This is a genomic window from Piscinibacter sp. (genome assembly GCF_047600445.1).
In the GTDB taxonomy this organism is placed as follows: domain Bacteria; phylum Pseudomonadota; class Gammaproteobacteria; order Burkholderiales; family Burkholderiaceae_C; genus Piscinibacter.
In genome coordinates this window covers 1,916,644-1,940,865 of the sequence record NZ_JASGKT010000002.1, presented here as the reverse complement: position 1 = coordinate 1,940,865, position 24,222 = coordinate 1,916,644, and the positions used below count along the sequence as shown (strand labels likewise).

Annotated in this window: 22 protein-coding genes; 14 read left to right on the top strand and 8 right to left on the bottom strand. The window is 69.0% G+C overall.

The window, feature by feature from the left end:
- Window positions 1-16 precede the first annotated feature (16 nt).
- From QM792_RS13245 to QM792_RS13230, 4 genes are read right to left on the bottom strand one after another with little or no spacing between them, the layout of a single operon-like run.
- Window positions 17-1,633: a PepSY-associated TM helix domain-containing protein gene (locus QM792_RS13245; RefSeq protein WP_415150573.1), complete on the bottom strand. Its 1,617-nt coding sequence runs from the start codon at window positions 1,631-1,633 to the stop codon at window positions 17-19.
- Window positions 1,630-1,959 (bottom strand): hypothetical protein, encoded by a 330-nt coding sequence (locus QM792_RS13240; RefSeq protein WP_415150572.1) that lies wholly within the window; start codon window positions 1,957-1,959, stop codon window positions 1,630-1,632. Before QM792_RS13240 ends, QM792_RS13245 begins: the two co-directional genes overlap by 4 nt.
- Window positions 1,940-2,212 carry a hypothetical protein gene (locus QM792_RS13235; RefSeq protein ID WP_415150571.1) on the bottom strand — a complete coding sequence of 91 codons (273 nt, stop codon included), beginning with the start codon at window positions 2,210-2,212 and terminating at the stop codon, window positions 1,940-1,942. Before QM792_RS13235 ends, QM792_RS13240 begins: the two co-directional genes overlap by 20 nt.
- A gap of 36 nt (window positions 2,213-2,248) precedes the next feature.
- Window positions 2,249-4,417, bottom strand: a complete 2,169-nt coding sequence (locus QM792_RS13230) for a TonB-dependent receptor (protein ID WP_415150570.1) — start codon at window positions 4,415-4,417, stop codon at window positions 2,249-2,251.
- Window positions 4,418-4,632: 215 nt separating this feature from the next.
- Between QM792_RS13230 and QM792_RS13225 the strand changes: the two genes are divergently transcribed.
- From QM792_RS13225 to QM792_RS13200, 6 genes are all read left to right on the top strand, one after another.
- Complete coding sequence (locus tag QM792_RS13225) at window positions 4,633-6,291, top strand: diguanylate cyclase domain-containing protein (RefSeq protein WP_415150569.1); 1,659 nt, start codon at window positions 4,633-4,635, stop codon at window positions 6,289-6,291.
- Window positions 6,292-6,359: 68 nt separating this feature from the next.
- On the top strand, window positions 6,360-7,202 hold the full coding sequence (locus tag QM792_RS13220) for a dienelactone hydrolase family protein (RefSeq protein WP_415150568.1): 843 nt from the start codon (window positions 6,360-6,362) through the stop codon (window positions 7,200-7,202).
- Window positions 7,203-7,301: 99 nt separating this feature from the next.
- Complete coding sequence (gene purL / locus QM792_RS13215) at window positions 7,302-11,486, top strand: phosphoribosylformylglycinamidine synthase (protein WP_415150567.1); 4,185 nt, start codon at window positions 7,302-7,304, stop codon at window positions 11,484-11,486.
- A gap of 34 nt (window positions 11,487-11,520) precedes the next feature.
- Window positions 11,521-11,946, top strand: coding sequence for a hypothetical protein (locus QM792_RS13210; protein ID WP_415150566.1), 426 nt, complete (start codon window positions 11,521-11,523; stop codon window positions 11,944-11,946).
- 167 nt (window positions 11,947-12,113) lie between these two features.
- Window positions 12,114-12,761 carry a TenA family transcriptional regulator gene (locus QM792_RS13205; RefSeq protein ID WP_415150565.1) on the top strand — a complete coding sequence of 216 codons (648 nt, stop codon included), beginning with the start codon at window positions 12,114-12,116 and terminating at the stop codon, window positions 12,759-12,761.
- Complete coding sequence (locus tag QM792_RS13200) at window positions 12,758-13,717, top strand: crotonase/enoyl-CoA hydratase family protein (RefSeq protein WP_415150564.1); 960 nt, start codon at window positions 12,758-12,760, stop codon at window positions 13,715-13,717. The genes QM792_RS13205 and QM792_RS13200 overlap by 4 nt, the downstream gene beginning before the upstream one ends.
- A gap of 28 nt (window positions 13,718-13,745) precedes the next feature.
- Here QM792_RS13200 and QM792_RS13195 read toward each other — a convergent pair whose 3' ends face one another.
- A complete protein-coding gene (locus QM792_RS13195; protein ID WP_415150563.1) occupies window positions 13,746-15,527 on the bottom strand; it encodes an ATP-binding protein in 1,782 nt (593 codons plus the stop codon).
- 45 nt (window positions 15,528-15,572) lie between these two features.
- Here QM792_RS13195 and QM792_RS13190 point away from each other — a divergent pair, with 45 nt between their 5' ends.
- Genes QM792_RS13190 through QM792_RS13180 form a run of 3 tightly spaced genes read left to right on the top strand, consistent with a single transcriptional unit; the run spans window position 15,573 to window position 16,877 of the window.
- Window positions 15,573-16,301, top strand: a complete 729-nt coding sequence (locus QM792_RS13190) for a DUF1624 domain-containing protein (protein WP_415150562.1) — start codon at window positions 15,573-15,575, stop codon at window positions 16,299-16,301.
- 37 nt (window positions 16,302-16,338) lie between these two features.
- Window positions 16,339-16,578 carry an addiction module protein gene (locus QM792_RS13185; RefSeq protein ID WP_415150561.1) on the top strand — a complete coding sequence of 80 codons (240 nt, stop codon included), beginning with the start codon at window positions 16,339-16,341 and terminating at the stop codon, window positions 16,576-16,578.
- Window positions 16,575-16,877 (top strand): type II toxin-antitoxin system RelE/ParE family toxin, encoded by a 303-nt coding sequence (locus QM792_RS13180; protein WP_415150560.1) that lies wholly within the window; start codon window positions 16,575-16,577, stop codon window positions 16,875-16,877. Before QM792_RS13185 ends, QM792_RS13180 begins: the two co-directional genes overlap by 4 nt.
- Before the next feature lie 18 nt (window positions 16,878-16,895).
- Here QM792_RS13180 and thrH read toward each other — a convergent pair whose 3' ends face one another.
- Complete coding sequence (thrH, locus tag QM792_RS13175; protein WP_415150559.1) at window positions 16,896-17,510, bottom strand: bifunctional phosphoserine phosphatase/homoserine phosphotransferase ThrH; 615 nt, start codon at window positions 17,508-17,510, stop codon at window positions 16,896-16,898.
- A gap of 23 nt (window positions 17,511-17,533) precedes the next feature.
- Here thrH and rlmB point away from each other — a divergent pair, with 23 nt between their 5' ends.
- Both rlmB and QM792_RS13165 read left to right on the top strand, forming a co-directional pair.
- Window positions 17,534-18,274 carry a 23S rRNA (guanosine(2251)-2'-O)-methyltransferase RlmB gene (rlmB, locus tag QM792_RS13170; RefSeq protein ID WP_415150558.1) on the top strand — a complete coding sequence of 247 codons (741 nt, stop codon included), beginning with the start codon at window positions 17,534-17,536 and terminating at the stop codon, window positions 18,272-18,274.
- Window positions 18,267-19,025, top strand: coding sequence for an SIR2 family NAD-dependent protein deacylase (locus QM792_RS13165; RefSeq protein WP_415150557.1), 759 nt, complete (start codon window positions 18,267-18,269; stop codon window positions 19,023-19,025). Before rlmB ends, QM792_RS13165 begins: the two co-directional genes overlap by 8 nt.
- Before the next feature lie 444 nt (window positions 19,026-19,469).
- Here QM792_RS13165 and QM792_RS13160 read toward each other — a convergent pair whose 3' ends face one another.
- Window positions 19,470-20,171, bottom strand: coding sequence for an autoinducer binding domain-containing protein (locus QM792_RS13160; protein WP_415150556.1), 702 nt, complete (start codon window positions 20,169-20,171; stop codon window positions 19,470-19,472).
- Window positions 20,128-20,667 carry a DUF4902 domain-containing protein gene (locus QM792_RS13155; RefSeq protein WP_415150555.1) on the bottom strand — a complete coding sequence of 180 codons (540 nt, stop codon included), beginning with the start codon at window positions 20,665-20,667 and terminating at the stop codon, window positions 20,128-20,130. Before QM792_RS13155 ends, QM792_RS13160 begins: the two co-directional genes overlap by 44 nt.
- A 148-nt stretch (window positions 20,668-20,815) precedes the next feature.
- On the opposite strand from QM792_RS13155, the gene QM792_RS13150 reads away from it, so the two are divergent.
- The 3 genes from QM792_RS13150 (at window position 20,816) to QM792_RS13140 (ending at window position 24,217) form a co-directional block, all read left to right on the top strand.
- Entirely contained in the window at window positions 20,816-21,478 is a 663-nt protein-coding gene (locus tag QM792_RS13150; RefSeq protein ID WP_415150554.1) for an acyl-homoserine-lactone synthase, read from the top strand.
- 325 nt (window positions 21,479-21,803) lie between these two features.
- Window positions 21,804-22,970: a tetratricopeptide repeat protein gene (locus QM792_RS13145; RefSeq protein ID WP_415150553.1), complete on the top strand. Its 1,167-nt coding sequence runs from the start codon at window positions 21,804-21,806 to the stop codon at window positions 22,968-22,970.
- A 23-nt stretch (window positions 22,971-22,993) separates the two neighbouring features.
- Window positions 22,994-24,217 (top strand): hypothetical protein, encoded by a 1,224-nt coding sequence (locus QM792_RS13140; RefSeq protein WP_415150552.1) that lies wholly within the window; start codon window positions 22,994-22,996, stop codon window positions 24,215-24,217.
- The last annotated feature ends 5 nt before the right edge of the window (window positions 24,218-24,222 follow it).

Sequence of the window (24,222 nt, the reverse complement as noted above, 5' to 3'; positions counted from 1 at the left end):
CCCGCGGCCGCCGGCCTCAGGCGCTCGCCGCCATGCTCCGCCGCACCGACCACACGCTGTCCTGCGGCCCCTGGCGCACGCGCCGCGCCGTGGCGCGCGCCATCCACGCCAGCGCCAGCGCCCCGGCCAGCGCGGTCAGGTCGACGCCCAGCATCGTGCCGTCGGCCCACGCGCCGGAGCCCGGCGCCAGCCAGCCCAGCAGCGACGACAGCGGAATCGCCGCCGTGCAAGCCGCCGCCAGCCACAGCAGCGGCGCGGCGGCACGCGCCGCGCCGCGCCAGAAGGCCCAGGCCACGCCGGCGAAGAACACGGCGTAGTAGATGCGCACGTGCCAGGCGGCCAGGTCGTCCACGCGGCCCGGCAGCCACTTGGCGGCGGCCAGTGTCAGCGAGATGCCCGCCACGCAGCCTATGCACACGCCCACCGTGGCCGAGGCCATCAGCGCCGTGTCGCGCCGCTGCACGGGCCGCTCGCCGCCCTTGCGTTGGGCCTTGCGCCGCGTTTCCACCCACAGCAGGTTGCCGGTGTAGAACAGCCACGCGCCCGCCAGCCCCAGCAGGAAGTACAGCCACAGCACGGCCGTGCCGCCGAACGAGGCCATGTGCAGCGCGAAGAAGCTGCTGATGAACAGCGCCGGCGTGTCCTGCGCGCCCGGAAGGAAGTCGGTGGCGAGCAGCTTGCCGCTGTACGGGTCGATCGCGGCGAAGCCGCCCAGGGCGCGCGGCGAGACGGCCTCGGGGTTCTTGCCCCAGACGCGCACCGTGGGCCGGGGCCCGGTCACCTGCGCGTATTGCAGCCCGTTGGGCTCGAAGCCGGGCGAGGCCTCCCGGGCGATCTGCAGCAGCCGCGAGGGCGGCAGCATGTCGGCCGGATCGCGCGCCGGCCCGCCCTTGGCCTGCGGGGCCCTCGCCGGGCCTTGCGACCATTGGCCCTTGTGGATCACCTTGTCCTGCAGCGCGTAGATCTGGTCGTGGTAGGCGAACACCACGGCGCTCAGCGCCATGACGATGTGGAAGGGCAGGCTGACGATGCCCACGACGTTGTGCGCGTCCAGCCACATGCGCTTGAGGTTCTTGCCCACGCGCAGCGCGAAGAAGTCCTTCACCAGCGAGGGCAGCAGCACCACGACGCCGGAGACCAGCGCGACGAAGTACAGCGCCGAGACCACGCCCATGATCCAGCGGTTCGGGTCCGAATCCACCGGCAGGCCGACGACGCGGTGCAGCACGTCGATGAACTCCACCAGCCGCGAGGGATGCTGTTCGCTCACCTGCACGCCGCCGCCGGCGTCCAGCGTGGCGACGTAGCGGCGCACGGCGCTGTCGTCGTGGTCGTCGGCCTTGGGGTCGCGCACTTCCCATTCCAGGCGCGGGATGGCGCGGTCGCCTTCGAGCTTCAGCGCCGCGCCGCGCCCGACGGAGGGCGTGGTGGCCAGGGTCTGCACGATCAGCGGCTGCACCTCGTCCAGCGGCACCGGCTGCGCCAGGGTGGCGGGCGGCGTGGACCAGCGCCGCAGCGGCTCCTTGAACACCGTGAGCGCGCCGGCGTAGAAGGCGATGAACAGCGCCAGGCCGCTGACGATGCCCGTCCAGGTGTGGACGGACTTGTAGTTGCGGACGTGGTCGGCCCTCATGCCGCGCCCGCCGTCGAGGCCAGCCACCACAGGCCCAGCGCCAGCGCGTTGGCGCCCAGCAGCCAGGCCCAGGCGCGCAGCCCGCTGGAGAAGAAATACACGCCCGACAGCACGCCCAGCCACACCGGCGGCACCAGCCACATCGCGAGCTGCCCGCTCACCGGCAGCGGCGTGCCGCGCAGCAGCGCCATCAGCGCCCCGGCGACGACGATGGCCAGGCTGAAGCCCAGCAGCAGGCCGGCCAGGGTCTTGGACACCCAGTCGGTGCGGATCGGCTTCAACGCCCGGGGCGGTGCCGCGCCGGTTTCAGCGGGTACGGCGGACATGGACATACGCTCCAGCATAGGGCCACACGGCGAGCGCCAGCATCAGCACCGTGCCCAGGACGAAGGCGGCGGTCACGCGCCGCATGTCCTGCAGCAGCGCGAGCCAGGCCAGCACCAGCAGCGCCGCGCTCGCGATGCGCGCGAGTCCGCGCGGCCAGGGCGCCAGCCACAGGCGCTGGTTGGGCGAGGCCGCGTAGAGGCACAGGCTGGCCAGGGCGGCGGCGGCCAGGCCGAGGAGGGTGAAGACGGGCATGCGAACTCGGCCGTGCCGGATCGACAGGAAGGCCGTCTACCAGAACGAGACCGTGGCCGACACCTTGAAGGTGCGCGGCGCGCCCGGCATCACGAAGCCGTCGGCGAACAGGCCGATCCAGTACTTCTTGTCGGTGACGTTCTCGACGCTGGCGTTGAAGCGCACGGGCGTGTCGACGAACTTGGTGGCGTAGCCGGCGTCCAGGTCGAGGCGGTTCCACGACGGCACGCGCAGGCGGTTGCCCGAGTCGGACCACTGCTTGCCGGTGTGGATCACGCGGCCGCCCACCTTCAGGCCCGGCACCGGGGTCTGCCAGTCGGCGCCGATGCGGGCGCGCCACTCGGGTACGCCGAAGGTGTCGCGGCCGGTGTTGCGCTGCTCGGACTCGAGGCGGGTGATGCCGCCCAGCAGCGACACGTTCTGCGCCAGTTCGCCGTACACGCTCCACTCCACGCCGCGCAGGCGCTGCTCGCCGGCGTCGCGCAGCGCGGGCAGGGCGCCGCCTTCGTCGACGCCGATGAACGACGGGCGCTTGATCTCGTAGGCGCTGAAGGTGTGCGTCAGCTCGCCGGTCTGCAGCTTCACGCCCAGCTCGAACTGCTTGGTCTGCTTCGGCGGCAGGGCGTCGCCGGTGTTGGTGTAGCCCACGCCGACCACCTGGCCCGGCTCCAGCCCCTCGGTGTAGTTGCCGAACAGCGAAACGGCGTCGCCCCAGGGGCGCACGACGGCGGCGACCATCGGCGAGAAGCGGCTTTCGCTGTAGTTCGACAGCGGCATCTTCACGGTCTGGTGGCGCCCGCCCACGGTCAGCAGCACCGTGTCGCCGGCGAAGCCCAGGATGTCGGCCACGGCCAGCGAGCGGTAGTCGTTCCGGGTGGTGTAGTCGGTCCAGGTGGGCGCGGCCGGGAAGGGCGGCTCCACCGGGTCGTACATGTTGGTGGTGTAGCAGTAGTTGCAGGGCGTGTTCACCGTCCCTTCCTTGTGCTTGAGGACGTTGGCCGACAACTGCAGGCGGTGCTTGACGGGGCCGGTGTCGAACTTGCCGATCACGCCCGCCTCGGCCGTGCGGCGCTCGGACTTGGTGTGCACGTGGTAGACCGCGCCGCGCGTGGTGCCGTCCGCGCCGGTGACGAAGGCGCGGGTGCCGAACAGCAGGCCCTTGCCCTCGGCCTCGGAGCCGCCCAGCGCGAGGTAGCCCTGCCAGTCGCGCGTGAAGTCGAGCTCGGCGCGCGCCAGCACGCCGCTGTTGTCGTACTTACCGTGCGTGCCGCGGAACATATTGGTGTCGCCCTTGGGCGGAGCCAGCAGCACGCCCACGCCGGGAATCGCCGCGTTGCCCAGGAAGTTGAACATGCCGGGGCTGCCGCCGTCGATCTTGTTGACGCTGTTGTACAGGTCGAGCGAGAAGCGGGCGCTGTCGCCCAGGTAGTCGAGCGCGAGCGCGCCCACCAGGCGCTTCTGGTTCTCGCCCTTGGCGCCCATCTCGCCGTCGCCATAGACGCCGTTGAAGCGCACGCCCAGGCGCTGGGCGTCGCCGAAGCGCTGGCCCACGTCGGCATGCACCTGGCCGTAGGAGCGCGTGCCGTAGGTCAGCGTCAGCTCGGCGATGGGCTGCGGCAGCGCGCGCTTGGTCACCATGTTGACGGTGCCCGCCACGCTGCTGTTGGGCGGCATGCCCGACAGCAGCACGTTCGGCCCGCGCAGCACCTCGACGCGCTCGAACATCTCGATCGGCACCGAGTTGGCCGGCGCGATGCCGTACAGGCCGTTGGTGGCGATGTCCATCGCGCCCATGTCCAGCCCGCGCAGGTTGAAGTTCTGCAGCAGGTGGTTCTTATTGGTGGTGAAGACGACGGCGGAGTCGTTCTCCAGCACGTCCTGCAGCGTCAGCGCCGACCAGTCCTCGGCCAGCTCGCGCGTGTAGGCGTTGACGTGCACCGGCGCGTCTGCGATCGAGGTGGCGCCCAGGATGCCCAGGCGCGCGCCCTTGGCCGCCTTGCGCCCCGGCGCCAGGCCGGGCAGGTCTTCGCGCTCGTAGGTGCTGCGCACGGTGATCGGCGCCAGCACCACGGGTTTGGCTTCTCGCGGCTCGCTCCTCTCCTCGGCGGCGGCGGTCTGGGCGTTCACGGCGGAAGCGGCGCTGGCGGCCAGCAGCGCCAGCATGATGGCGTTGAGTCGCAGGGGGCGGGAGCGGGTGGTTTGCATGGGCTTGGCTCTTCTTTATTGACTGTAATGAACAAGAATCATTCCCATTATATGTTGCACCTAACCGCTCACCTGTTGTCTGGATACGTCGGAAGCTTGCCGATACCGGCACACGTCCGCGTCCTAGCCCGCGCCTCGCCTGCGAGCGGCCGTCGCGGCGCTGAAATACGAACCCGGCTGCCACTGTGGGCACATCCAGCATGGAATCCGGAGAGATGACGGCAAAAGCTGCCGATGCCGCCGGCTCGCGCGACGAGCTGGCGTCGCTGCTCGCGGCCTGCGAGGCGGCGCGCGATGCTGCCGACTACACGGCCGGCGAGCGACATGCGCGCGAGGCGCGGGCGCTGGCGCAGGCTTGCGGCGACCCCGCCGCCGCCGCGCGTGCGGCGACGCTGTTGACGCTGCACGTGTTCCGCCAGGGGAGGCTCGAGGAGGCCGTGCAGTTCGGGCGAGCCGCACTGCCGGAGGTGGACCTGGCGCAGCGGCCGGAATGGAGCATCGAGCTGCGCAACACGCTGACCCAGGCCTGCAACGAGACCGGACTGACCGGCGAGGCCCTGGCGTGCGCGCTGGAGGCGCTGCAACGCGCACGCACGCTCGGCTCGCCGCGGTTGCTGTCGTGGAGCCTGAACCGGCTCGGCTGCACCTACGAGGCGATCGGCAACTTCGATCGCGCCCTGGAGCATCTGCACGAAGCGGTCGACGTTGCGCAGGAATGCGGCGAAAACGAACCGCGTTTCGCCGCCCACATGAACATGGCCGTGACGCTGATGCAGCGCATCCGCAGCGGCGGGCGCGACGGCGACGATGCCGGCCGGGAGTCCGACGCCCGGCGCGCGCTGCAGGCCGTGCGCAGCGCCAGCGCGCTGTGCGGCGAGCATCCGCACCAGCGCATGTACTGCTGCGGCGTCGAATGCGGGGCGCTGCTGGAGGCCGGCGAGCTGGACGCGATGCGTGACGCGGTCGAGCGCTATCGTGCCCTGGCGCAGCGCAGCGGCATGCACACGTTCGCGTGGATGGCGCTGCTGTACGAAGCCGAATGGCTGATCGCCACCGGGGCGGCGGAGCAGGCCTGTGCGCTACTCGACGAGCGGATCGACGAAGCCGATCTGCGCGGCCGTGCGAACCAGTTGCGCCGGCTGCTCGACATGCGCCATCGCGCGCACAAGGCGCGCGGCGCCGCCGAGCCGGCGCTGGCGGCCGCCGAGGCGCTGCTGGCACTGGAGCGGCGCGAGGCGCGCGAGCGTCAGGACGCGCACAACCGCGCCCTGTTGCGCGAACTCGAAGTGCAGAACGCGCGCCACGAGGCGCAGCGGCTGCGCCGGCGTGCCGGTGAGCTCGAAGCGCGCGCCGCGGCGGCGGCCAAGGCGGCGCTCGAGGATTCGCTCACCGGCCTGGCGAACCGCCGCGCGCTCGACCTGCGGCTGGCCGAGTTGCTGCCCGTGGACGGCGCCGGGCCGCCACGCAGCCTGCACGTGGCGATGATCGACATCGACCATTTCAAGGCCATCAACGACAACCATGGCCACGCCGCCGGCGACGGTGTGCTGCGCGAGCTGGCCCGCCTGTTGCGCGAGAGCACACGCGCCGGCGACCTGGTGGCGCGCTGCGGCGGCGAGGAGTTCGTGCTGGTGTTGACCGGCAGTGAGACGGCGGCGGACGAGGTGTGCGAACGGCTGCGCCTGCGCGTGGCCCACCACGACTGGGCCGCGATCGTGCCCGGGCTGCGGGTCACGGTCAGCATCGGGCTGGCCCGGGCGGGCGCGGGCGAAGACGCCCACGCGCTGTGCGTGCGCGCCGACGCCGCGCTCTATGCCGCCAAGCGGGGCGGGCGCAACCGGCTGGTCGGGGCGGGACTCCGGCCGCACCCCTGATCGCGGGAAGCGAGACCCGTGCCGCCGCGCGGCTGCGCTCTCCTACACTCGGGCGGGAGGTGCCGTTCATGATGAATCGACGCGTGGGCCCGCTGGCCGTCGCTGCAACCGTTCTCGCCCTGGCCGCGCCGGGCGCGGCTGCCCAGGACCTGGCGGCGCAGCTCCAGCCGCCCCTGGACCTGAAGCCGGTGGCCTTCGCCGGCGAGGTGAAGGAGTCGATCGGCCTGTTCACCGACGTCGCGAACGTGGTCTTCAAGCCGGCGGGCGACGGGCCTTTCCCGGCCGTCGTGCTGATGCACACCTGCGGCGGGCTCAAGGGCGCGCCCAATGCCCACATGAAGCAGCACGCGCAGACGCTGCTGGCGGCCGGCTACGTGACGCTGGTGATCGACAGCTTCGGGCCGCGCGGCTTCGACAACTGCGCGGTGCGCACGCCGAGCACGTCGAGCGGCATCGCCGACGCCTATGCGGCGCTCGCCTTGCTGGCCTCCAAGCCCTTCGTCGACGGCGGACGCATCTACCAGGTCGGCTACAGCTGGGGGGCGTTCGTCTCGGCCTTGCTGGCGTCGCCGCAGAGTGCGAGCCTGGCGGGGTCGCAGCGGCGCTTCGCGGCCACCGTGGTCAACTACGGAAGCTGCGCGTTCAAGACCCACGCGCTGGTGCTGGACGACATCGACCGGCCGCTGCTGTTGCTGATGGGCGGGCGCGACGAGGAGGTGCCGGCCGCCCCGTGCTTTCCCCGGCTCGACGAGCTGAAGGCGGCCGGCAAGCCGGTGCAGTGGCATGTCTTCCCCGAGGCGTCTCATGCCTGGGACAAGGTCGGCCTGGCCTCCAGGGGCTACATCTACAGCCCGGAAACCACGAAGGACGCCACCGCCCGCCTGCTGAAGTTCATGACCGAAGTGCGCTGAATGCCGGCGGCCTCGGCCGCAGCACCGGCCACGTAAAATCGCGCGTTTCCACCGGGGCGCCCTGGCCCCGAGGCCGGCCTTCCATTCCGAGACCGTCGCGTGAGCTCCAGCCCCCAGCACCTGTTCCACTTCGAGGGCGGCAACGCGCTGTCCGCCTTCCGCGCGCAAGCGCTGCTGCCGCGCTTGCAGGCGGTGCAGCCGCGCATCACGGCCGTGCACGCCCGACACGTGCACTGGGTGTGGAGCGAGCATGCGCTGGCCGGCGCCGAGCGCGACAAGCTCGAAGCGCTGCTGCGCTACGGCGACCCCTATGCCGGCTCGGGCGAGGGCGCGCTGCTGGTGGTGGCGCCGCGCCTGGGCACGGTGTCGCCCTGGGCCTCGAAGGCCACCGACATCGCGCACAACTGCGGCCTGGCGATCCGGCGCGTCGAGCGCGTCACCGAATACCGCCTCGTGCTCAAGAGCGGCCTGCTCGGCGGCGCCAAGGCCCTGAGCGACGACGAACTGAACGCCTGCGCCGCGCTGCTGCACGACCGCATGACCGAGAGCGTGCTGCGCTCGCGCGACGACGCGAGGCACCTGTTCGACGAGCAGCCGGGCAAGCCGATGGAGCACGTCGACGTGCTGGGCCGCGGCCGCGCGGCGCTGGTGGCGGCGAACGCCGATTTCGGCCTGGCGCTGTCCGACGACGAGATCGACTACCTGGTCGACGCCTTCACCGGCCTGAAGCGCAACCCGACCGACGTCGAGCTGATGATGTTCGCGCAGGCGAACTCCGAGCACTGCCGCCACAAGATCTTCAATGCGCAGTTCACGATCGACGGCGTGGCGCAAGAGAAGTCGATGTTCGGCATGATCCGCCACACCCACCAGCTCGCGCCGCAGCACACGGTGATCGCCTACAGCGACAACGCCAGCGTGATGGAAGGCCACGAGGTCGAGTGCTGGCTGCCGCAGGGCTACACCAACGCTCCGGTGTACGCGCCGCGCCGCGACACCGCGCACGTGCTGATGAAGGTGGAGACGCACAACCACCCGACCGCCATCTCGCCCTTCCCGGGCGCGGCCACCGGCGCCGGCGGCGAGATCCGCGACGAAGGCGCCACCGGGCGCGGCTCGCGGCCCAAGGCGGGGCTGACGGGTTTCTCGGTCTCCAACCTGCACCTGCCCGGCCGGCCCGGCTTGTCCGGGCCTGACAATCCCGAGCCCTGGGAGCGCGAGCCCTGCGGCAAGCCCGCCCACATCGCCAGCCCCTTGCAGATCATGATCGACGGCCCCATCGGCGGCGCCGCGTTCAACAACGAGTTCGGCCGGCCCAACCTGCTGGGCTACTTCCGCGTCTACGAACAGACGGTGGCCGGCGTGCGGCGCGGCTACCACAAGCCGATCATGATCGCCGGCGGCTTGGGCACGATCTCGGCGTCGCAGACGCGCAAGATCGAGTTCCCCGCCGGCACGCTGCTGGTGCAACTGGGCGGCCCCGGCATGCGCATCGGCATGGGTGGCGGCGCCGCGAGTTCGATGGCCGCCGGCGCCAACGCCGCCGAGCTGGATTTCGACTCGGTGCAGCGCGGCAACCCGGAGATCCAGCGCCGCGCGCAGGAGGTCATCAACCACTGCTGGGCGCTGGGCGAGGTGAATCCCATCCTGGCGATCCACGACGTGGGCGCCGGCGGCATCAGCAATGCGTTCCCGGAGCTGGTCGACGGGGCGGGCCGGGGCGCGCGCTTCGACCTGTCCAAGGTGCCGCTGGAGGAGTCCGGCCTGGCGCCCAAGGAGATCTGGTGCAACGAGAGCCAGGAGCGCTACGTGATCGCGCTGCGCGCCGACGCGCTGCCGCTGTTCCGGGCGATGGCCGAACGCGAGCGCTGCCCGTTCGCGATCGTCGGTGTGGCCACCGACGAGAAGCAGCTCGTGCTGGTGGATTCATCCGCTCGCCCCGAGCCTGTTCCACCCGTTCCCCCCGAGCCCGTTGCACCGGTTCGCCCTGACCCCATTGCACCCGTTCGCCCTGAGCCCATTGCACCCGTTCGCCCTGAGCCTGTCGAAGGGCTTCGACACGCTCAGCCCGAACGGAGTGCCCGGATCGACCAGGGTGCCGGCATCGACCAGGCTGTCGCGATCGACATGCCCATGGACGTGCTGCTCGGCAAGCCGCCGCGCATGCAGCGCGACGTGCGGCGCGTGGCGCGCGCGGCCGCGCCGCTGCAGCTCGACGACGTGGCGCTGGAGCAGGCCGCCTTCGACGTGCTGCGCCACCCGACGGTGGCCAGCAAGCGTTTCCTGATCACCATCGGCGACCGCACCGTCGGCGGGCTCGACCACCGCGACCAGATGGTCGGCCCCTGGCAGGTGCCGGTGGCCGACTGCGCCGTGACGCTGGCCGACTACGGCGGCTTCGCCGGCGAGGCGATGAGCATGGGCGAGCGCACGCCGCTGGCCGCACTGGACGCGCCGGCCTCGGGCCGGATGGCGGTGGGCGAGGCCATCACCAACCTGCTGGCCGCGCCGATCGAGCTGGCGCGCGTCAAGCTCTCGTGCAACTGGATGGCCGCATGCGGCGAGCCGGGCGAAGACGCGGCGCTGTACGACACCGTGAAAGCGGTCGGCATGGCGTTGTGCCCGGCGCTGGGCATCAGCGTGCCGGTGGGCAAGGATTCGCTGTCGATGCGCACGCGCTGGAACGATGGCGGTGAGGCGAAGCAGGTCACCGCGCCGGTGAGCCTGATCGTCTCGGCCTTCGCCAGCATCGCCGACGTGCGGCCCACGCTGACGCCGCAGCTTCAGCCGGGCGACACCACGCTGGTGCTGGTCGATCTCGGCCAGGGCCGGCGGCGCATGGGCGGCTCGATGCTGGCGCAGGTGCTCGGCCAGTTCGGCGACACCGTGCCCGACCTCGACGACCCGGCGCTGCTGAAGGCCCTGGTCGCGGCGGTCAACGAGCTGCGCGGCCAGGGCCGCATCCTCGCCTACCACGACCGCAGCGACGGCGGCCTGTGGGCCACGGTGTGCGAGATGGCCTTCGCCGGGCACATGGGCGTCGACCTGAACGTCGACCTGCTGGTCACCGAAGGCGACGGCATCGCCGACAGCCGCGCCGAGTACGGCGACACCAAGAACTGGGCCACCCAGGTGGGCGCGCGGCGCCAGCGCCTGACGCTGGAGGCGCTGTTCAACGAGGAACTCGGCGTGGTGCTGCAAGTGCCCAGCGCCGTGCGCAACGAGGTGATGCAGACGCTGCGCGCGCACGGCCTGAGCCGGCACAGCCACTTCGTCGGCAAGACCAATGCGCGCGGCGTGGTCGAGGTGTGGCGCGACGCCAAGGCGGTGTTCAGCGCCTCGCTGCGCGATCTGCACCAGGCCTGGGACGAGGTGAGCTGGCGCATCGCCGCGCTGCGCGACAACCCGGCCTGCGCCGATGCCGAGCACGCGGCCGCCGGCGCGCCCGACGACCCGGGCCTGCACCTGCACCTCACGTTCGATCCGGCCGAGGACATCGCCGCGCCCTTCGTCGCCGCGGCGCGACCCAAGCTCGCGATCCTGCGCGAGCAGGGCGTCAACTCGCACGTCGAGATGAGCTACGCGATGCACCAGGCGGGCTTCGAGACCTACGACGTGCACATGAGCGACCTGCAGGCCGGCCGCGCGCGCCTGGACATGTTCCGGGGCTTCGTCGCCTGCGGCGGCTTCAGCTACGGCGACACGCTGGGCGCCGGCGAGGGCTGGGCGCGCTCGGTGATGTTCAACCCGGCGCTGGCCGAGCAGTTCGCGGCCTTCTTCGGGCGCGACGACACCTTCGCGCTGGGCGTGTGCAACGGCTGCCAGATGATGGCCGCGCTCGCGCCCCTGATCCCGGGCGCGCAGGCCTGGCCGAAGTTCACCCGCAACCGCAGCGAGCAGTTCGAGGCGCGGCTGGCGCTGGTGGAGGTGCTGGACAGCCCGTCGATCTTCTTCGCCGGCATGGCCGGCAGCCGCATCCCGATCGCGGTGGCGCACGGCGAGGGCTTCGCCGACTTCTCGCAGCGCGGCGACGCCAGGGCCGTGCAGCGCGCGATGCGCTTCGTCGACCACCACGGCCGGCCCACCGAGGCCTACCCGGCCAACCCGAACGGCAGCCCCGACGGCCTGACCGCGGTGACCACGCCCGACGGCCGCTTCACCGTGCTGATGCCGCACCCGGAGCGTGTGTTCCGCAACGTGCAGATGAGCTGGACCAGCGGCGACGCCAGCCAGCCCAGCCCCTGGATGCGCATGTTCCGCAACGCCCGCCGCTGGGTCGGCTGAGGGCGGCGCCGCGACGCCGAGAGAGGACAACACCATGGCAGCCACCGACTTTTCCGCCTGGGACCCGGCCAGTTGGCTCAAGCAGTGGAGCGCGGCGCTGCAGCTCGCGCCGAACACGCTGGTGCAGCCCATCCTGCCGGGCTGGACGCTGAACGTGAACGCCTTCAACAGCAGTTCGCCCCAGACCGAGGCGGAGGTGACGCAGCGGCACAGCTACGGCCGCCAGCTCGGCCGCATCGGCGACGCGCTGGCCATCCTGATCGACGCGCGCGACCCCCGGGGCGGCGACGCCCGCTTCGACGACTTCCGCAGCATGAAGGCCGAGATCGACGCCATCAAGGCCGGCAACGCGCAGGCGCGCGTCGAGCGGCTGCTCGCCGACCTCGACCTGCTCGCGGCGCTAGACCCCGCGGCCTGCAAGCGGCTGCGCGCCGAGCTGAAGAAGCGGCTGCCGGGCTGAGCCCCGCATTCGCACCCGGCGTGGCGGGCCGGCGTCAACCTGTCAGGGTTGACGGTGGTGCGGCCGGCGCTGCGCCGCCACAATGCCGTCTCAAAAGAGGCGTCGCAAGCGCGCGGGAGGGCACGCGCCTTGCGTCGATGATGAGACCGTCGTTGGAGAAACCACAGATGAGCCAGTTTTTCGCGGACCTCGTGATCCGCACCGACGAGGCACGCCGTGCCTTCGAGACCCACCCCGTCGTGCTCGACGCCGTGGCCAAGGGCATGTCGCTGCCGCGCTACCGCACGCTGCTGCTCGAGCTGTACCACGTGGTGTGGCACTTCAACCCGGTCTGCGCGGCGGCGGCCAGCCGCATCGCCGACAGCCACAAGGCGGTGCGCTACTTCCTCTACGAGCACATGCAGGAGGAGTCGGGCCACGAGGAATGGGTGCGCAACGACCTCGAGGCGGTGGGCGTGCCGGCCTCCGACACCGACGGCTGGAAGCCCTCGGCCTACACCCAGGCTCTGGTGGGTTACAACTACTGGGCCGCCGAGCGCTCGCACCCCTGCTCGGTGCTGGGCATGCTGTACACGCTGGAGGTGATCGCCTCGGTGTACGGCGGGCCGTTCGCCTCGGCGATCAAGGAGGCGCTGCTGCTCGAAGGCGAGCGCGGCGTGTCCTTCATCGGCTCGCACGCGACGATGGACGCCGAGCACATGGCCGACCTGCGCAAGATCCTCGTCACCGTCGGCGACCGGCCGGCACAGGACGCGATCGTCGACGCCGCGCTGCTGAACTTCCACCACTTCACCCGCATCATCGAGCAGGTATGACGACCGCCGCAGCTTCATCCCGGGGAGGCGGGCTGGCGGCGATCCTGTCGCGCCCCTACAAGTACCTGCGCCTGGAGTGGACCGGCGAGCTGGGCATGCTGCGCGTGCGCACCTGCGTCAAGCCGATCCAGTGCTACAGCCTGGCCGGCATGTCGGAGCTGCAGCAGATGCTCGACGACATCGCCGCCAACCCCGGCGTGGTGCGCCACTTCGTGCTCAGCTCCGACGTCGCCGGCGTCTTCAACTTCGGCGGCGACCTCGCGCTGTTCGTGCTGCTGGTGCGCGCGCAGGACATCGACTCGCTGAAGATGTACGGCCGGCGCTGCATCGACCTGGTGTGGTGGATGGAAACCGCCGCGCTGCGCGGCGTGCACACCACCGTGCTGGTGCAGGGCGACACGCTGGGCGGCGGGCTGGAGTCGGTGCTGCCCTTCCACCAGGTGATCTTCGAGCGCAGCGCGCAGGCCGGCTTCCCCGAGGTGCTGTTCAACCTGTTCCCGGGCATGGGCGCGTGGCAGTTCACGATCCGCAAGGCGGGCTTCGCGATCGCCAACGACATGATCCTCAGCGGCCGCCTCTACACCGCCGAGCAGTTGCACCGGCGCAGCCTGGTCGATGCGGTCGTCGACGACGGCGCCGGCGAGGAAGCCATCCTCGACGTGGTGCGCAGCGTCGAGCCCAAGCTGCGCGGCACGCTGGCGGCGCTGCGCGCGCAGCGCATGGCCGCGCCGATCACCTACCAGTCGCTGGTCGAGGCCGTCGACCTGTGGGCCGAGACCGCGCTGACGCTGACCACGCGCGACCTGCGCCTGATGGAGCGCCTCGCGCGCGCCCAGGTGCGCAAGGCCGGCGGCGCGGAGGAGGGCGCGGTCGAGGAGATCAAGAAGATCGAGCTGGACACCGCCTGGGGCGACCTGCGCAGCGGCACCGGGCTCACCGCCTGGGGCGCACTCTAGATAGAAGTCGAAGGGGACCAGGGCGCCATCAGAGCCAGGTCGAGATGATCTCGCGCAACTGATCGCGCGTGTACGGCTTGGCGAGGTGGGCATCCATGCCCACTTCGAGCGCGTGCGTGCTGTCTTCTTCGTAGGCGTTGGCGGTCAGCGCGACGATCGGCGTGCGCGGCAGGCGCTGCCGCAGCTCGCGGGCGCGGATGTGCCGCGTCGCGGTGTAGCCGTCCATCACCGGCATCTGGCAGTCCATCAGCACCAGGTCGACCGAGCGGCGCGTCAGCACGTCGAGTGCCTCCATGCCGTCGTGCGCCTCGATGCAGTCCAGGCCGAGCGATTGCAGCATCTCCTCGGCGATCACGCGGTTCACCGGGTTGTCCTCGACCACCAGCACCGTGCCGGACAACTGCGAAGGCAGCGCGTCCAGCGGCGACATCGCGGAGTCGGGCAGCGCGCCCTCGGGCGGGTTCGGGTCGGCGTCGAACACCAGATCGAAGTGGAAGCGCGCGCCGCGCCCCGGCCGGCTGTCCAGCGCGATGCGCCCGCCCATCGCCTCGACGATCTTCTGGCTGATCGCCAGGCCCAGGCCGGTGCCGCCGGCGCGCCGGCTGCGCGAGCCGTCGATCTGCTGGAAGGGCTGGAACAACTGGTCTTGCAGCTCGAGCGGCACGCCGATGCCGCTGTCGGTCACCTCGAAGCGCACGCCCGGCCTCACCGGCGTGCCGGTTGCCGGGGCGACGCTCAGCCGGACGCCGCCGCGCTCGGTGAACTTGATCGCGTTGCCGACCAGGTTCAGCAGCACCTGCTTGAGCCGCTGCGCATCGCCCAGCACCCAGTTGGCGCTGTCCGGGTCGACGTCCAGCGTCAGCGTCAGGCCCTTGGCCTCGGCGTTGGCGCGGAACAGCGCCACCACCGACGAGGCGGTGGCGTGCAGCGACAGCGGGTTGCGCACCAGGTTGAGCTTGCCGGCCTCGATCTTGGAGTGGTCGAGCACGTCGTTGAGGATGGCCATCAGCGACTCGCCCGACGAGGCGGCCGTCTTCACCAGGCGGCGCTGCTGCGGGTCGAGCGGCGAGCTGCGCAGCAGTTCGAGCGCGCCCAGCACGCCGTTCATCGGCGTGCGGATCTCGTGGCTCATCGTCGCGAGGAACTGCGACTTGGCGGTGTTGGCCGCCTCGGCCGCTTCCTTCGCGCGCAGCAGCGATTCGTTGGCCGCGTCGGCTTCGAGGCTGTGGCGGATCGCCTGCGTCGTGATGGCGGTGAACTCGCGCGCGGCGCGTGCCATCGTCAGGCCGAAGATGACCACCATGCCGGCGATCGGCAGCGAGCCGTCGTCCTTGCCCACGGCGGCGACGATGGCCAGCGCGCCCAGTTGCGGCGCCGTCAGCAGCGCGAAGGAGCGGCCGACCAGCGGCATGAAATAGGCCGCCACGGCGACCGAGCCGCACACCAGGATCACGAAGGCCGTGGCAAGCGCCGGGCTCAGGTGCGGATAGATGGCGAAGGTGGCCACCACCCAGAGGATGCCGGCCGAGGCCGAATTGGCCTGCAGGCCGAGCCCGGCGCGGCGCACCTCGGCTTCCGACAGCGGCGTTGGCTGCCGATAGCGCTGCCACAGCCACCAGCGCCATGCGGCGGTCGGCACGCCGATGATGCCGCAGGCGATCGCCGCCGCGGTGCGGCCGACGTCGATGCCGAACCAGACCATCAGCGCCACCACCAGCAGCAGCGGCGACGCGCTGCGGCCCGCGTTGCGCAGCGCGAGTTCGAGCAGCTCGCGCCGGACGTGGGCTTCGGTGGTGCTGGCTGGATTCATCGGCGTCCAAGCATAACCCCGCCCTTGCGCTATCGTCCGCAGGACATGCCCTCGAAGGAACGTTTCGACCGACTCGACGCGCTGCGCGGCGTGGCCATCGTCTGGATGGCCGCCTTCCACTTCTGCTACGACCTGAACTACTTCGGCGTCATCCGCCAGAACTTCTACACCGACCCGGTCTGGACGCAGCAGCGCGTGTGCATCGTCTCGCTGTTCCTGTTCTGCGCCGGGCTGAGCCTGGCGGTGGCGCTGGACCAGGGCCAGACCTGGCCGCGCTTCTGGCGCCGCTGGGCGCAGATCGCCGGCTGCGCCGCGCTGGTGAGCCTGGGCTCGGCGCTGATGTTCCCGCGAAGCTGGATCAGCTTCGGCATCCTGCACGGCATCGCGGCGATGCTGGTGCTGGCGCGGCTGCTCGCGCCGCCGCTTGCGCGGATGAAAGGCGGGCTGTGGCTGGCCGGCGCCGCCGCGATCGCGCTGCCGCGGCTCGTGCAGCACGCCTTCTTCGACACGCGCTGGACCAACTGGGTCGGCCTGGTCACGCACAAGCCGGTCACCGAGGACTACGCGCCCGTCCTGCCCTGGCTGGGCGTGCTGCTGTGGGGCCTGGCGGCGGGGCGCTGGGTGCTGGCGCATCGCCGCGCCTGGCTGGCCGGCGCGCTGCCGGCCGCGCTCGCGCCGCTGGCCGCGCTCGGCCGCTGGAGCCTGAGCTTCTACATGCTGCACCAGCCGGTGTTGATCGGCGTGCTGTGGCTGGTGGTGATGCTCGGGCGGTGAGCGCCGTAAACTGCGCGTTCAACCATCGGAGTTCGGTATGTCCACGCTGGTCGAAGAACTGTCTGCCCGGGCGAAGGCCTTGCCGCCCGAAGATCGAGCGCGCCTCGCGGCGGAGTTGCTCGACTCCTTGCAGGCAGCACCCGACGCCGAAGCCGAGGCCGAGGCCGCCTGGGAGCGTGAGATCGAGCGCCGCGTCGCGCAGATCGAGTCGGCAACGGTTGAATTGATTCCGGCCGAGGATGTCCACGCGGAAGCGCGCCGCCTGATCCGGCGGTGAGGACGGTTCGCTATCACCCCGAAGCCCGGGCCGAGTTCCTGCACGAAGTTCGGTACTACGCGGCCATCAGCCCCCGTCTCGCCGAGCGCTACGACAGCGCCGTCCATGCGGCGGAAGCGGCCGCCGCCAGCACGCCGCAGGCCTGGCCCCGGTACAAGCACAAGACCCGTCGCGTGATCGAACGGCGCTTCAAGTTCTCGCTCGTGTACCTGCACACGGACCGCGAGGTCTACGTCGTCGCGGTCGCGCCCACCGACAGGAAGCCCGGCTATTGGAAGACGAGGCTGGCCGGCGTTTGACGCACGCCGGCTCCCCGCTCAGCCGCGCAGCTTCTCGGCCGCCGCGTCGATCGCCGCCTTCAGCTCGGCATAACTGCGCGTCACCGGGAACTGCGGAAACTGCGCGACGATCGATTCGGGCGGGTGGATGAAGAAGCCCGCATGCGCCGACATCAGCATGCCGGTGTCGTTGTACGAATCCCCGGCCGCGATCACCTGGAAGTTCAGCAGGCGCAGCGCGTTGACCGCATGGCGCTTCTGGTCGGGCATGCGCAGCAGGTGGCGGGTGACGAAGCCCTGCTCGTCGACCTCCAGCCGGTGGCACAGCAGCGTCGGCCAGCCGAGCTGGCGCATCAGCGGCTGCGCGAACTCGTAGAAGGTGTCCGACAGGATCATCACCTGGTAGCGGCTGCGCAGGTCGTCGAGGAAGTCCTTCGCGCCCGCCATCGGCCCCATGCCGGCGATCACCGCCTGGATGTCGGCGAGCTTGAGGCCGTGCCGCCTCAGCAGGGCTATGCGAAAGCGCATCAGCTTGTCGTAGTCGGGTTCGTCGCGCGTGGTGCGCGCCAGCTCGGCGATGCCGGTGCGCTGGGAGAAGGCGATCCAGATCTCCGGAACGAGCACACCTTCGAGGTCGAGGCAGATGACTTGCATGCGGCGAGGCTACCATGCCGGCCATGAGCAAACAGGTGCTGTTCGGCTTCCATGCCGTGACCGTGCGGCTGAAGACCGCGCCGCAGTCGGTGATCGAGCTGCACGTCGACGCGGCGCGCCGCGATGCGCGCATGCGGCAGTTCGTCGAGCGCGCCCGCGAGGCCGGCGCGAAGATCGTCGACAGCGACGACGAGCGATTGCGCCAGCTCTGCGGCACGCACCGCCACCAGGGCGTGGTGGCGCGCGTGCAGCCGGTGGCCCGGAGCCATTCGCTCGACGACACGCTGGACGCGGTGGACGGCGCGCCGCTGCTGCTGGTGCTCGACGGCATCACCGACCCGCACAACCTCGGCGCCTGCCTGCGCGTGGCCGACGGCGCCGGCGCGCACGCGGTGATCGCGCCCAAGGACCATGCGGTGGGCGTCAACGCCACCGTCGCCAAGGTGGCCAGCGGCGCGGCCGAGACGGTGCCTTACTTCATGGTGACCAACCTCGCGCGCACGCTCAACGAGCTGAAGGAGCGCGACATCCGCGTCATCGGCACCTCGGATCGCGCCGAGCGCTCGCTCTACGACGCCGACCTGCGCGGCCCGGTGGCGCTGGTGCTGGGCGCCGAAGGCAGCGGCATGCGCCAGCTCACCGCCAAGACCTGCGACGAACTGGTGCGCCTGCCGATGAAGGGCGCGGTGGAGAGCCTGAACGTCTCGGTGGCGTCGGGTGTGTGCCTGTACGAGGCGCTGCGCCAGCGCGACGCCGATGCGTGAGCCCGGCGCCGACGTGCACAACCTGCGCGAGCGCATCGACGGCGCCGCGCGCATCTGCGTGCTCACCGGCGCGGGCATGTCGGCCGAGAGCGGCATCGCGACCTTCCGCGATGCGCTGACCGGGCTGTGGTCGCGCTTCGATCCGGGGCAACTCGCCAGCGAGGAGGGCTTTCGCGCCGACCCGCAGTTGGTGTGGGACTGGTACGCCGAGCGCCGCGCCAACGTGCGCGCCGCGCAGCCGAACGCCGGCCACCTCGCGCTGGGCGCGTTCGCGCGGCGCCGCCCGGGCGTGCTGACGCTGGTGTCGCAGAACGTCGACGACCTGCATCAGCGCGCCGGCAATGCCGACACCATCCGCCTGCACGGCGACATCCTCGCCGACCGCTGGCTCGAACCCTGCCGCTGCGGGCGGCAGCGCGACCCGCGCGAGGCCACGCCCGGCCGGCCGCCGCGCTGCCCCGATTGCGGCAAGCTCGTGCGCCCCGGCGTGGTGTGGTTCGGCGAGGCGCTGCCCGAAGGCGCGCTGGAGGCGGCCGAGCGCGCCGCATGCGCCGCCGAGGTGATGCTGGTGGTGGGCACCTCGGGCGCGGTGTGGCCGGCGGCCGGGCTGGCCGCAACGGCACGCCGCGCCGGCGCGTTCGTGGCCATCGTCAACCCGCAGCCCAGCGAGATCGACGCCGCCGCGCACGTGCTCGTGCCGGGCACGGCGGCGCAGGTGTTGCCGCAGTTGTTCCATGATGCCGTCGCTTAGTGCGCCAGAAAGCGCCTATGCTAGAACTCAACATGCCACGCCCGCAAAGAGGCATGGCCCCTGGGCTGCGGCCCAGAGTGGTCTAAATCACATCCTGCCCCATTGCAATTTCTCGCACCAGCATGAGTGTGCTTGCTTTGGCTAAGGCCACGTCACGTGGAGAAACCAAGTCTTGCTCAAACCGAGTGGCTAGTTGACGATACGCCGCCATCAGACAAATCACTAAACCTGACTCGTGTGCTGAAAGCCGTGACTCCATGCGAGCAACTGTGGCTTCAAGCTCCGCGAGGGGAACTGGCGTCAACGCGCTCGGGCTACTCACAAGGACCTCCAGCCTGCGCAAGAGGCTCAAGGCTATCCGATCTCGGCGGCCCGCGCCGGCGATCGTTGTTTAATCCAGTGGCTAAACCCATCCATCTCGAGCGTCCCGACATTGGAAACGGCCTACCACAGCAGGCCCAGCAGCGCGGCCCGTACGGCGGCGGCAGTTTTGCTACTAGTGCCGAGTTTGGCGCAGGCGTTGCGCACGTGAAAATTCACGGTAGCCTCCGAGATGCTGAGAATCACCGCGATGTCGGCTGATGTCTTGCCGTCGCAGGACCAGCGCAGCACGTCCAACTCGCGGTCCGACAGGGCGTCGTTGTCGATGTTGCCTATCAGGCGCGCCCCCCAAACTTTCAGCATGCCTTCGTGACACAAACAGGACAGCCACTGCAACCGTGCTTGTTTTACGGCGATCTCGTCCGCGTTGATGACCGGCTCACGGCGCACAAAGCTCAGCAGGCTCACGTTGCCGTGCAAGTCGCGCCGGGGTTGCGCCCAACCATGATTCAAGCCATGCTCCTGGGCCTCCAAGCGCAGCTGCGGACAGGATGTGAATAGCTCATCGGTCCACAGGATCGGCGCATCGCTGGTGATCGCATGCCTGACTGTGGGATCTTGCAACAGGTAATTCTGCGCTTCGTAACGACGCTTCCAAGCCTCGGGGTAGTTGCTGCACCACATCACGCGCGGCGCTGCCAGTGGGACCGGAGCCTTCATCCCGAACGAGCAGAATTCAAAGCCGAGCCGCTGTGCCTCAGCTGCTACGGCTGTGAAGGTTTCATCGCTCGTGGTCGCGCCCCTGATGAGGTGCAACTGGGCCATCTGCCAACCGCGCACGCTCCCCCCCGCTAGTCGACGGCGTTGAGCCGTCGCCAGTAATCAAGTCTACGGGCGAGGGCTGAGTAGCGTCCAGGCTGTGCTTAATGGGGTTGACGCACACCGCGTGTATGGTCTTGACGACGTGCTGCTGCCAGGGCAGTGTATCTATCACCTTGTGCAGAAGCTCCAGTGAGCGCGCCATGCCTAGCGATTTGCCATTGGCATCGATCACCCGCAGATTGGTTCGTATCGAATGCTGGCGCACCGTCAATTCTTCCTTGGGCAGCAACATTATCCAGTCCCAGCCGAGCGAAGCCGCCGGCCAGTCGTGGATAGCCCACTCGGTGTAGCCGCAGATGTCGCTCAGTGCTGTTGGCGACCAGCGGAGCCGTGCGTCCGACAGTAGCCCGTCATCGAAATCCATAGCTGTCTCAAGGTGCCTGAAGCATAGCCACGGCAGTTCGGGCAGTGACACGCACAGATAGCCATCGATGTTCATTCCTAGTGGCAGGGTGATGGACTAGATGTCCCTCAGCAGTGTAGGCAACCGACCGACGGTTTGACCCTATCAGGTTTCATAGTTGAAGAAGCGAGCCGCACCGACTGAAATTCCGAACACACAGCACGTGTCTCACCGGAGGGTCGACATGCGAATCGCCTGTTTTGCTGATTCCGAACTGACGGATTCGAGCCGCTGCGATATTGCACGCTACCGCTACCGGGTGTTCGTTGGCCAACTTGGCTGGGATCTGCCAGTCCCACATGACCACGACCAAGATGGGTTCGACGTGGCCTATACGCGGCACGTGGTCGCGACCGAGGTCAACACTATCGTCGGCTACGCACGGTTGCTGCCAACGACTCGACCCTACTTGCTGCGCTCGGTGTTCCCGGACCTGCTCAACGGCGGCTCGGCACCTTGCGATGAGGAGGTCTGGGAGCTGTCACGCTATGCTGCGACGGACCTGCGCCACGGAGACGCTAGCCCCGATATCTCTACGATCGTCGGAAAGGCACTGCTGCTTGAGGCAATGCGCGTGACGCAGGCCCAAGGGGCACACACGCTTGTCTTTTGCACGACTGTCGCTGTCGAACGGCTGTCGCGCCGCTGGGGCATGGACACGCGGCGCCTCGGTCCGACGAAGCGGACTTCGGCGGGACTGTTGGTCGCTGCAGCAATGAGTTGCAAAGAGTCCAACATGCATCTGCTGGCCGAGGGACAAGTACAACAAGCGCATCCGCCGAGGCCGGCCGGCTTACGGATGGAGTTCCGGGACGGCCTTCTGTCTGATCAAGCCCTACGGACGTGATCCGTCCCACAACGGACTGCCTCTCTGGCAGTACCGCCAGCCATGTGAGCTGGTGGTTTTTTCAATGTCACCAAGGAGTAGCGATCATGCAAACGCAACCCGTCAAGACTCAAGCTCCGGCGAAGCCGGTCGCTCCGGCATATGTTCGTTTCGAGACTCTACGTAAGACGCGGGACTTCGGCACGCTGTTCTCGTCAGACGCTCACTGAGTGAAACAAACGGGGGCAGGTGCATGACATCTGCCTCCTTTTCAATCAAATCTGTTGTTACATGCGAGAGGTCTCTCATGCATGCCGTTGCCCTCCGGTTGCGCCTGCACCGCCCCGTGATCGACTTGGTCGAGAGCGCGACTGCAGAGTTCTTCTCCAACGCAGTGGCGCGCAGTGCGACTGCGTTGCTCAACGACGAGTTCTATCCGATCTGGATACAGCGTCGTCACCCGCCCGGTTTTCGCGAACAGGTTTGCGCGGCAGCACATCTCGGTGCAGATGCCGCACTCTTTGACGGCACCAGACGCTATCATCCCAACGATACTTGCCGCGCCGTGTCCGAGGCTGTGGTCCAGTGGAGGCAACTGCCACTGCGGCGGCGGTGTCAGGCTGCCCGCGTACTGCTGATGCTCGGTGACTACGAGCGCCTCGGGCAACTACTCGCCGACGATGGTGACGATCCGCACCTGCGACTGACGAGGGTCTCGGTCGAAGTAGGGTTGCACCGCACAGGTCATCGTGCGTCGATCGATCACGAGCGCTATTTGGGCATCTGTCATGCTATCGCGGTGGACGGCCGGTTGAAGCCAGCCCTGCGCATCGCCGCTGGCATAAACGCGTTCCTACTCACGCTCCAATATAGTGGGCGCAGCGCTGCTTCCGAATATGAGTGGCTCGTGGCGCAGGCGCGTGTCCTGTCCACCCGCGACGACTTCCTGTCTCTGTCTCTTCAGTCGCGGATCTGGCGGGCCGCGGCGATGCATTCGCAGCGTGTGCGGTGCATCCCACGCATGCATCGCGAGATGGATCGAGCTCAACAACTAGGCGAGCATGCGCGTCCGGGAAATTCGATCGAGGCGTTCCTACGTACAGAGAACCTGTTCTCCGTGTACGAGAGTCGCACTAAAGAGTATTTGCACGTCGGCGACACGGACCGTGCGTGCGACTACGCGATAACGCTTGTAACGATGTTCCCACAGCAGTCGGCAGCCCTAATTGAACTCGGTGAAGTGCTACTCGCTCGCGCTCAGTGGCTTGAAGCGGCACGTCGCTATCTTGAGGCCGATGCATATGCGCCGCTTGGGTCGGCACTGGCGATGTTCATGGCCGGTGAGGCTTTCCGGCTCGCCGGGCGAAAGGCGCCCGCACTGGCCGCTTACGTTCAAAGCCAGCGCCAGGACAGGTTGGCAGTCTCTTCCGTACGGCAAGCGCTATATGTTGCGCATGCTCAAGGTTGCTCAGCGCCACTTCAGACCTGGGCGGAACGCGCCAGCGCCACCTGACGATATCGGAGCCGGAGAAAGTGATGAATATCCCAACCCTAGGCGAGACCCTCGTCGCGTCCTACTTCACCCTCTATCGCCCGGAGGCTGCAGCACCGCTGCACGCATGGCGCCCCTATCTATCTTGGTGCCGCGTGGTCGATGAGTCCCTCCCGCCCCGCAACTTGCAGCGCATTCTGCCGCCCGCATTCCGTGAGTCGCTTCAGGCTGAAATCGGCGGCCGTCGCAATCTCGCCCCGACACACCCGTTCTCGTTGGACTCAGATTTGGTGACTCCAGCTTGGATGCAACTGTGCGAGCGCGTGCGCACCTGCCCTTCGCTGTCGCTGCAGCAACGCGCGCGAGTACTAGGCCTACTGCTCTCGCTGGGCTACTTCCAACTGGTGCTTAAGCTCGGTCGCATGCCAGATTCGACCGAACTTGCCGCCGATCGCGACGCCGCGTCGATCGCCGGCAGTATCGCGGCGAGCAGTCTTATCCTTGCACTTGAGGGCTTGCAGCCATTCTCGCTAGAAGGATTCAAGAAAATCGCGACACATGTGCCCCGCGGTTCGATAGTGCGTTTCGATGCATTGATGAACTTGGTTGTGCAGTACGGGAAGAGCACCTACGACGTCAGCGCTGCACAGTCTTGGCGTGAGGAGGCGCATCGCGAGCTGGACGCGCAACTAGCGCTACACGGCACTGACAGCTTCAACGGGCATCTGCTTGCGAGTCGCTTTTACCGGGGAGCGTCGTACGTTCCCTTCTTGCTCGGGCAGCGCGAGGCAGTCATGCGAGAAATGGAACTCTGCGAACAGCACGCGAGAGCGATGGTGCCACGTGACGAGATTGACGAACTAATTTGGCGCGAGAACATGCTGCCAGTGTTGCAGAGCCGCTCCAAGGAGGCGCGCTGGATCGGTGACCTCGAGCTGGCCCACGAACGCCTTGCCGAGGGTTGCAGCATCGACCCCTCAGACCCCGTGCGCTGGATTGAGCTCGGCGAGGTGCGGCTCGACCTAGGTCACTACGAGGACGCCGAGGATTGTTACTCACGCGCTGCTGCGTTCGCGCCGCCGGGCGCGGCTTTGTCCAGCTACATGGTCGGTGAATGCGAGCGACTGCAGGGGCACGAAGCGATGGCATGCCTGTACTACCAGCGTGCGTTGAGTATCGATCCACTATGCAGCTCGGCGCTTAGACAATTGTGCGCGCTGGCACCAGTGTCTGGCCTCGCTGCGCTGGTCGAGACGCATGCTGCGTGAGGGCG

Excerpts from the sequence above, each read along its gene's own strand:
- QM792_RS13245 (WP_415150573.1), bottom strand. The coding sequence starts at position 1,633 with ATGAGGGCCGACCACGTCCGCAACTACAAGTCCGTCCACACCTGGACG.
- QM792_RS13165 (WP_415150557.1), top strand. The coding sequence starts at position 18,267 with ATGCGTGAGCCCGGCGCCGACGTGCACAACCTGCGCGAGCGCATCGAC.
- QM792_RS13150 (WP_415150554.1), top strand. The coding sequence starts at position 20,816 with ATGCGAATCGCCTGTTTTGCTGATTCCGAACTGACGGATTCGAGCCGC.
- QM792_RS13210 (WP_415150566.1), top strand. The coding sequence starts at position 11,521 with ATGGCAGCCACCGACTTTTCCGCCTGGGACCCGGCCAGTTGGCTCAAG.
- QM792_RS13155 (WP_415150555.1), bottom strand. The coding sequence starts at position 20,667 with ATGAACATCGATGGCTATCTGTGCGTGTCACTGCCCGAACTGCCGTGG.
- QM792_RS13240 (WP_415150572.1), bottom strand. The coding sequence starts at position 1,959 with ATGTCCGCCGTACCCGCTGAAACCGGCGCGGCACCGCCCCGGGCGTTG.
- QM792_RS13185 (WP_415150561.1), top strand. The coding sequence starts at position 16,339 with ATGTCCACGCTGGTCGAAGAACTGTCTGCCCGGGCGAAGGCCTTGCCG.
- QM792_RS13195 (WP_415150563.1), bottom strand. The coding sequence starts at position 15,527 with ATGAATCCAGCCAGCACCACCGAAGCCCACGTCCGGCGCGAGCTGCTC.
- QM792_RS13190 (WP_415150562.1), top strand. The coding sequence starts at position 15,573 with ATGCCCTCGAAGGAACGTTTCGACCGACTCGACGCGCTGCGCGGCGTG.
- QM792_RS13200 (WP_415150564.1), top strand. The coding sequence starts at position 12,758 with ATGACGACCGCCGCAGCTTCATCCCGGGGAGGCGGGCTGGCGGCGATC.
- QM792_RS13160 (WP_415150556.1), bottom strand. The coding sequence starts at position 20,171 with ATGGCCCAGTTGCACCTCATCAGGGGCGCGACCACGAGCGATGAAACC.
- QM792_RS13205 (WP_415150565.1), top strand. The coding sequence starts at position 12,114 with ATGAGCCAGTTTTTCGCGGACCTCGTGATCCGCACCGACGAGGCACGC.
- QM792_RS13220 (WP_415150568.1), top strand. The coding sequence starts at position 6,360 with ATGATGAATCGACGCGTGGGCCCGCTGGCCGTCGCTGCAACCGTTCTC.
- QM792_RS13230 (WP_415150570.1), bottom strand. The coding sequence starts at position 4,417 with ATGCAAACCACCCGCTCCCGCCCCCTGCGACTCAACGCCATCATGCTG.
- rlmB (WP_415150558.1), top strand. The coding sequence starts at position 17,534 with ATGAGCAAACAGGTGCTGTTCGGCTTCCATGCCGTGACCGTGCGGCTG.
- QM792_RS13225 (WP_415150569.1), top strand. The coding sequence starts at position 4,633 with ATGACGGCAAAAGCTGCCGATGCCGCCGGCTCGCGCGACGAGCTGGCG.
- thrH (WP_415150559.1), bottom strand. The coding sequence starts at position 17,510 with ATGCAAGTCATCTGCCTCGACCTCGAAGGTGTGCTCGTTCCGGAGATC.
- QM792_RS13140 (WP_415150552.1), top strand. The coding sequence starts at position 22,994 with ATGAATATCCCAACCCTAGGCGAGACCCTCGTCGCGTCCTACTTCACC.
- QM792_RS13235 (WP_415150571.1), bottom strand. The coding sequence starts at position 2,212 with ATGCCCGTCTTCACCCTCCTCGGCCTGGCCGCCGCCGCCCTGGCCAGC.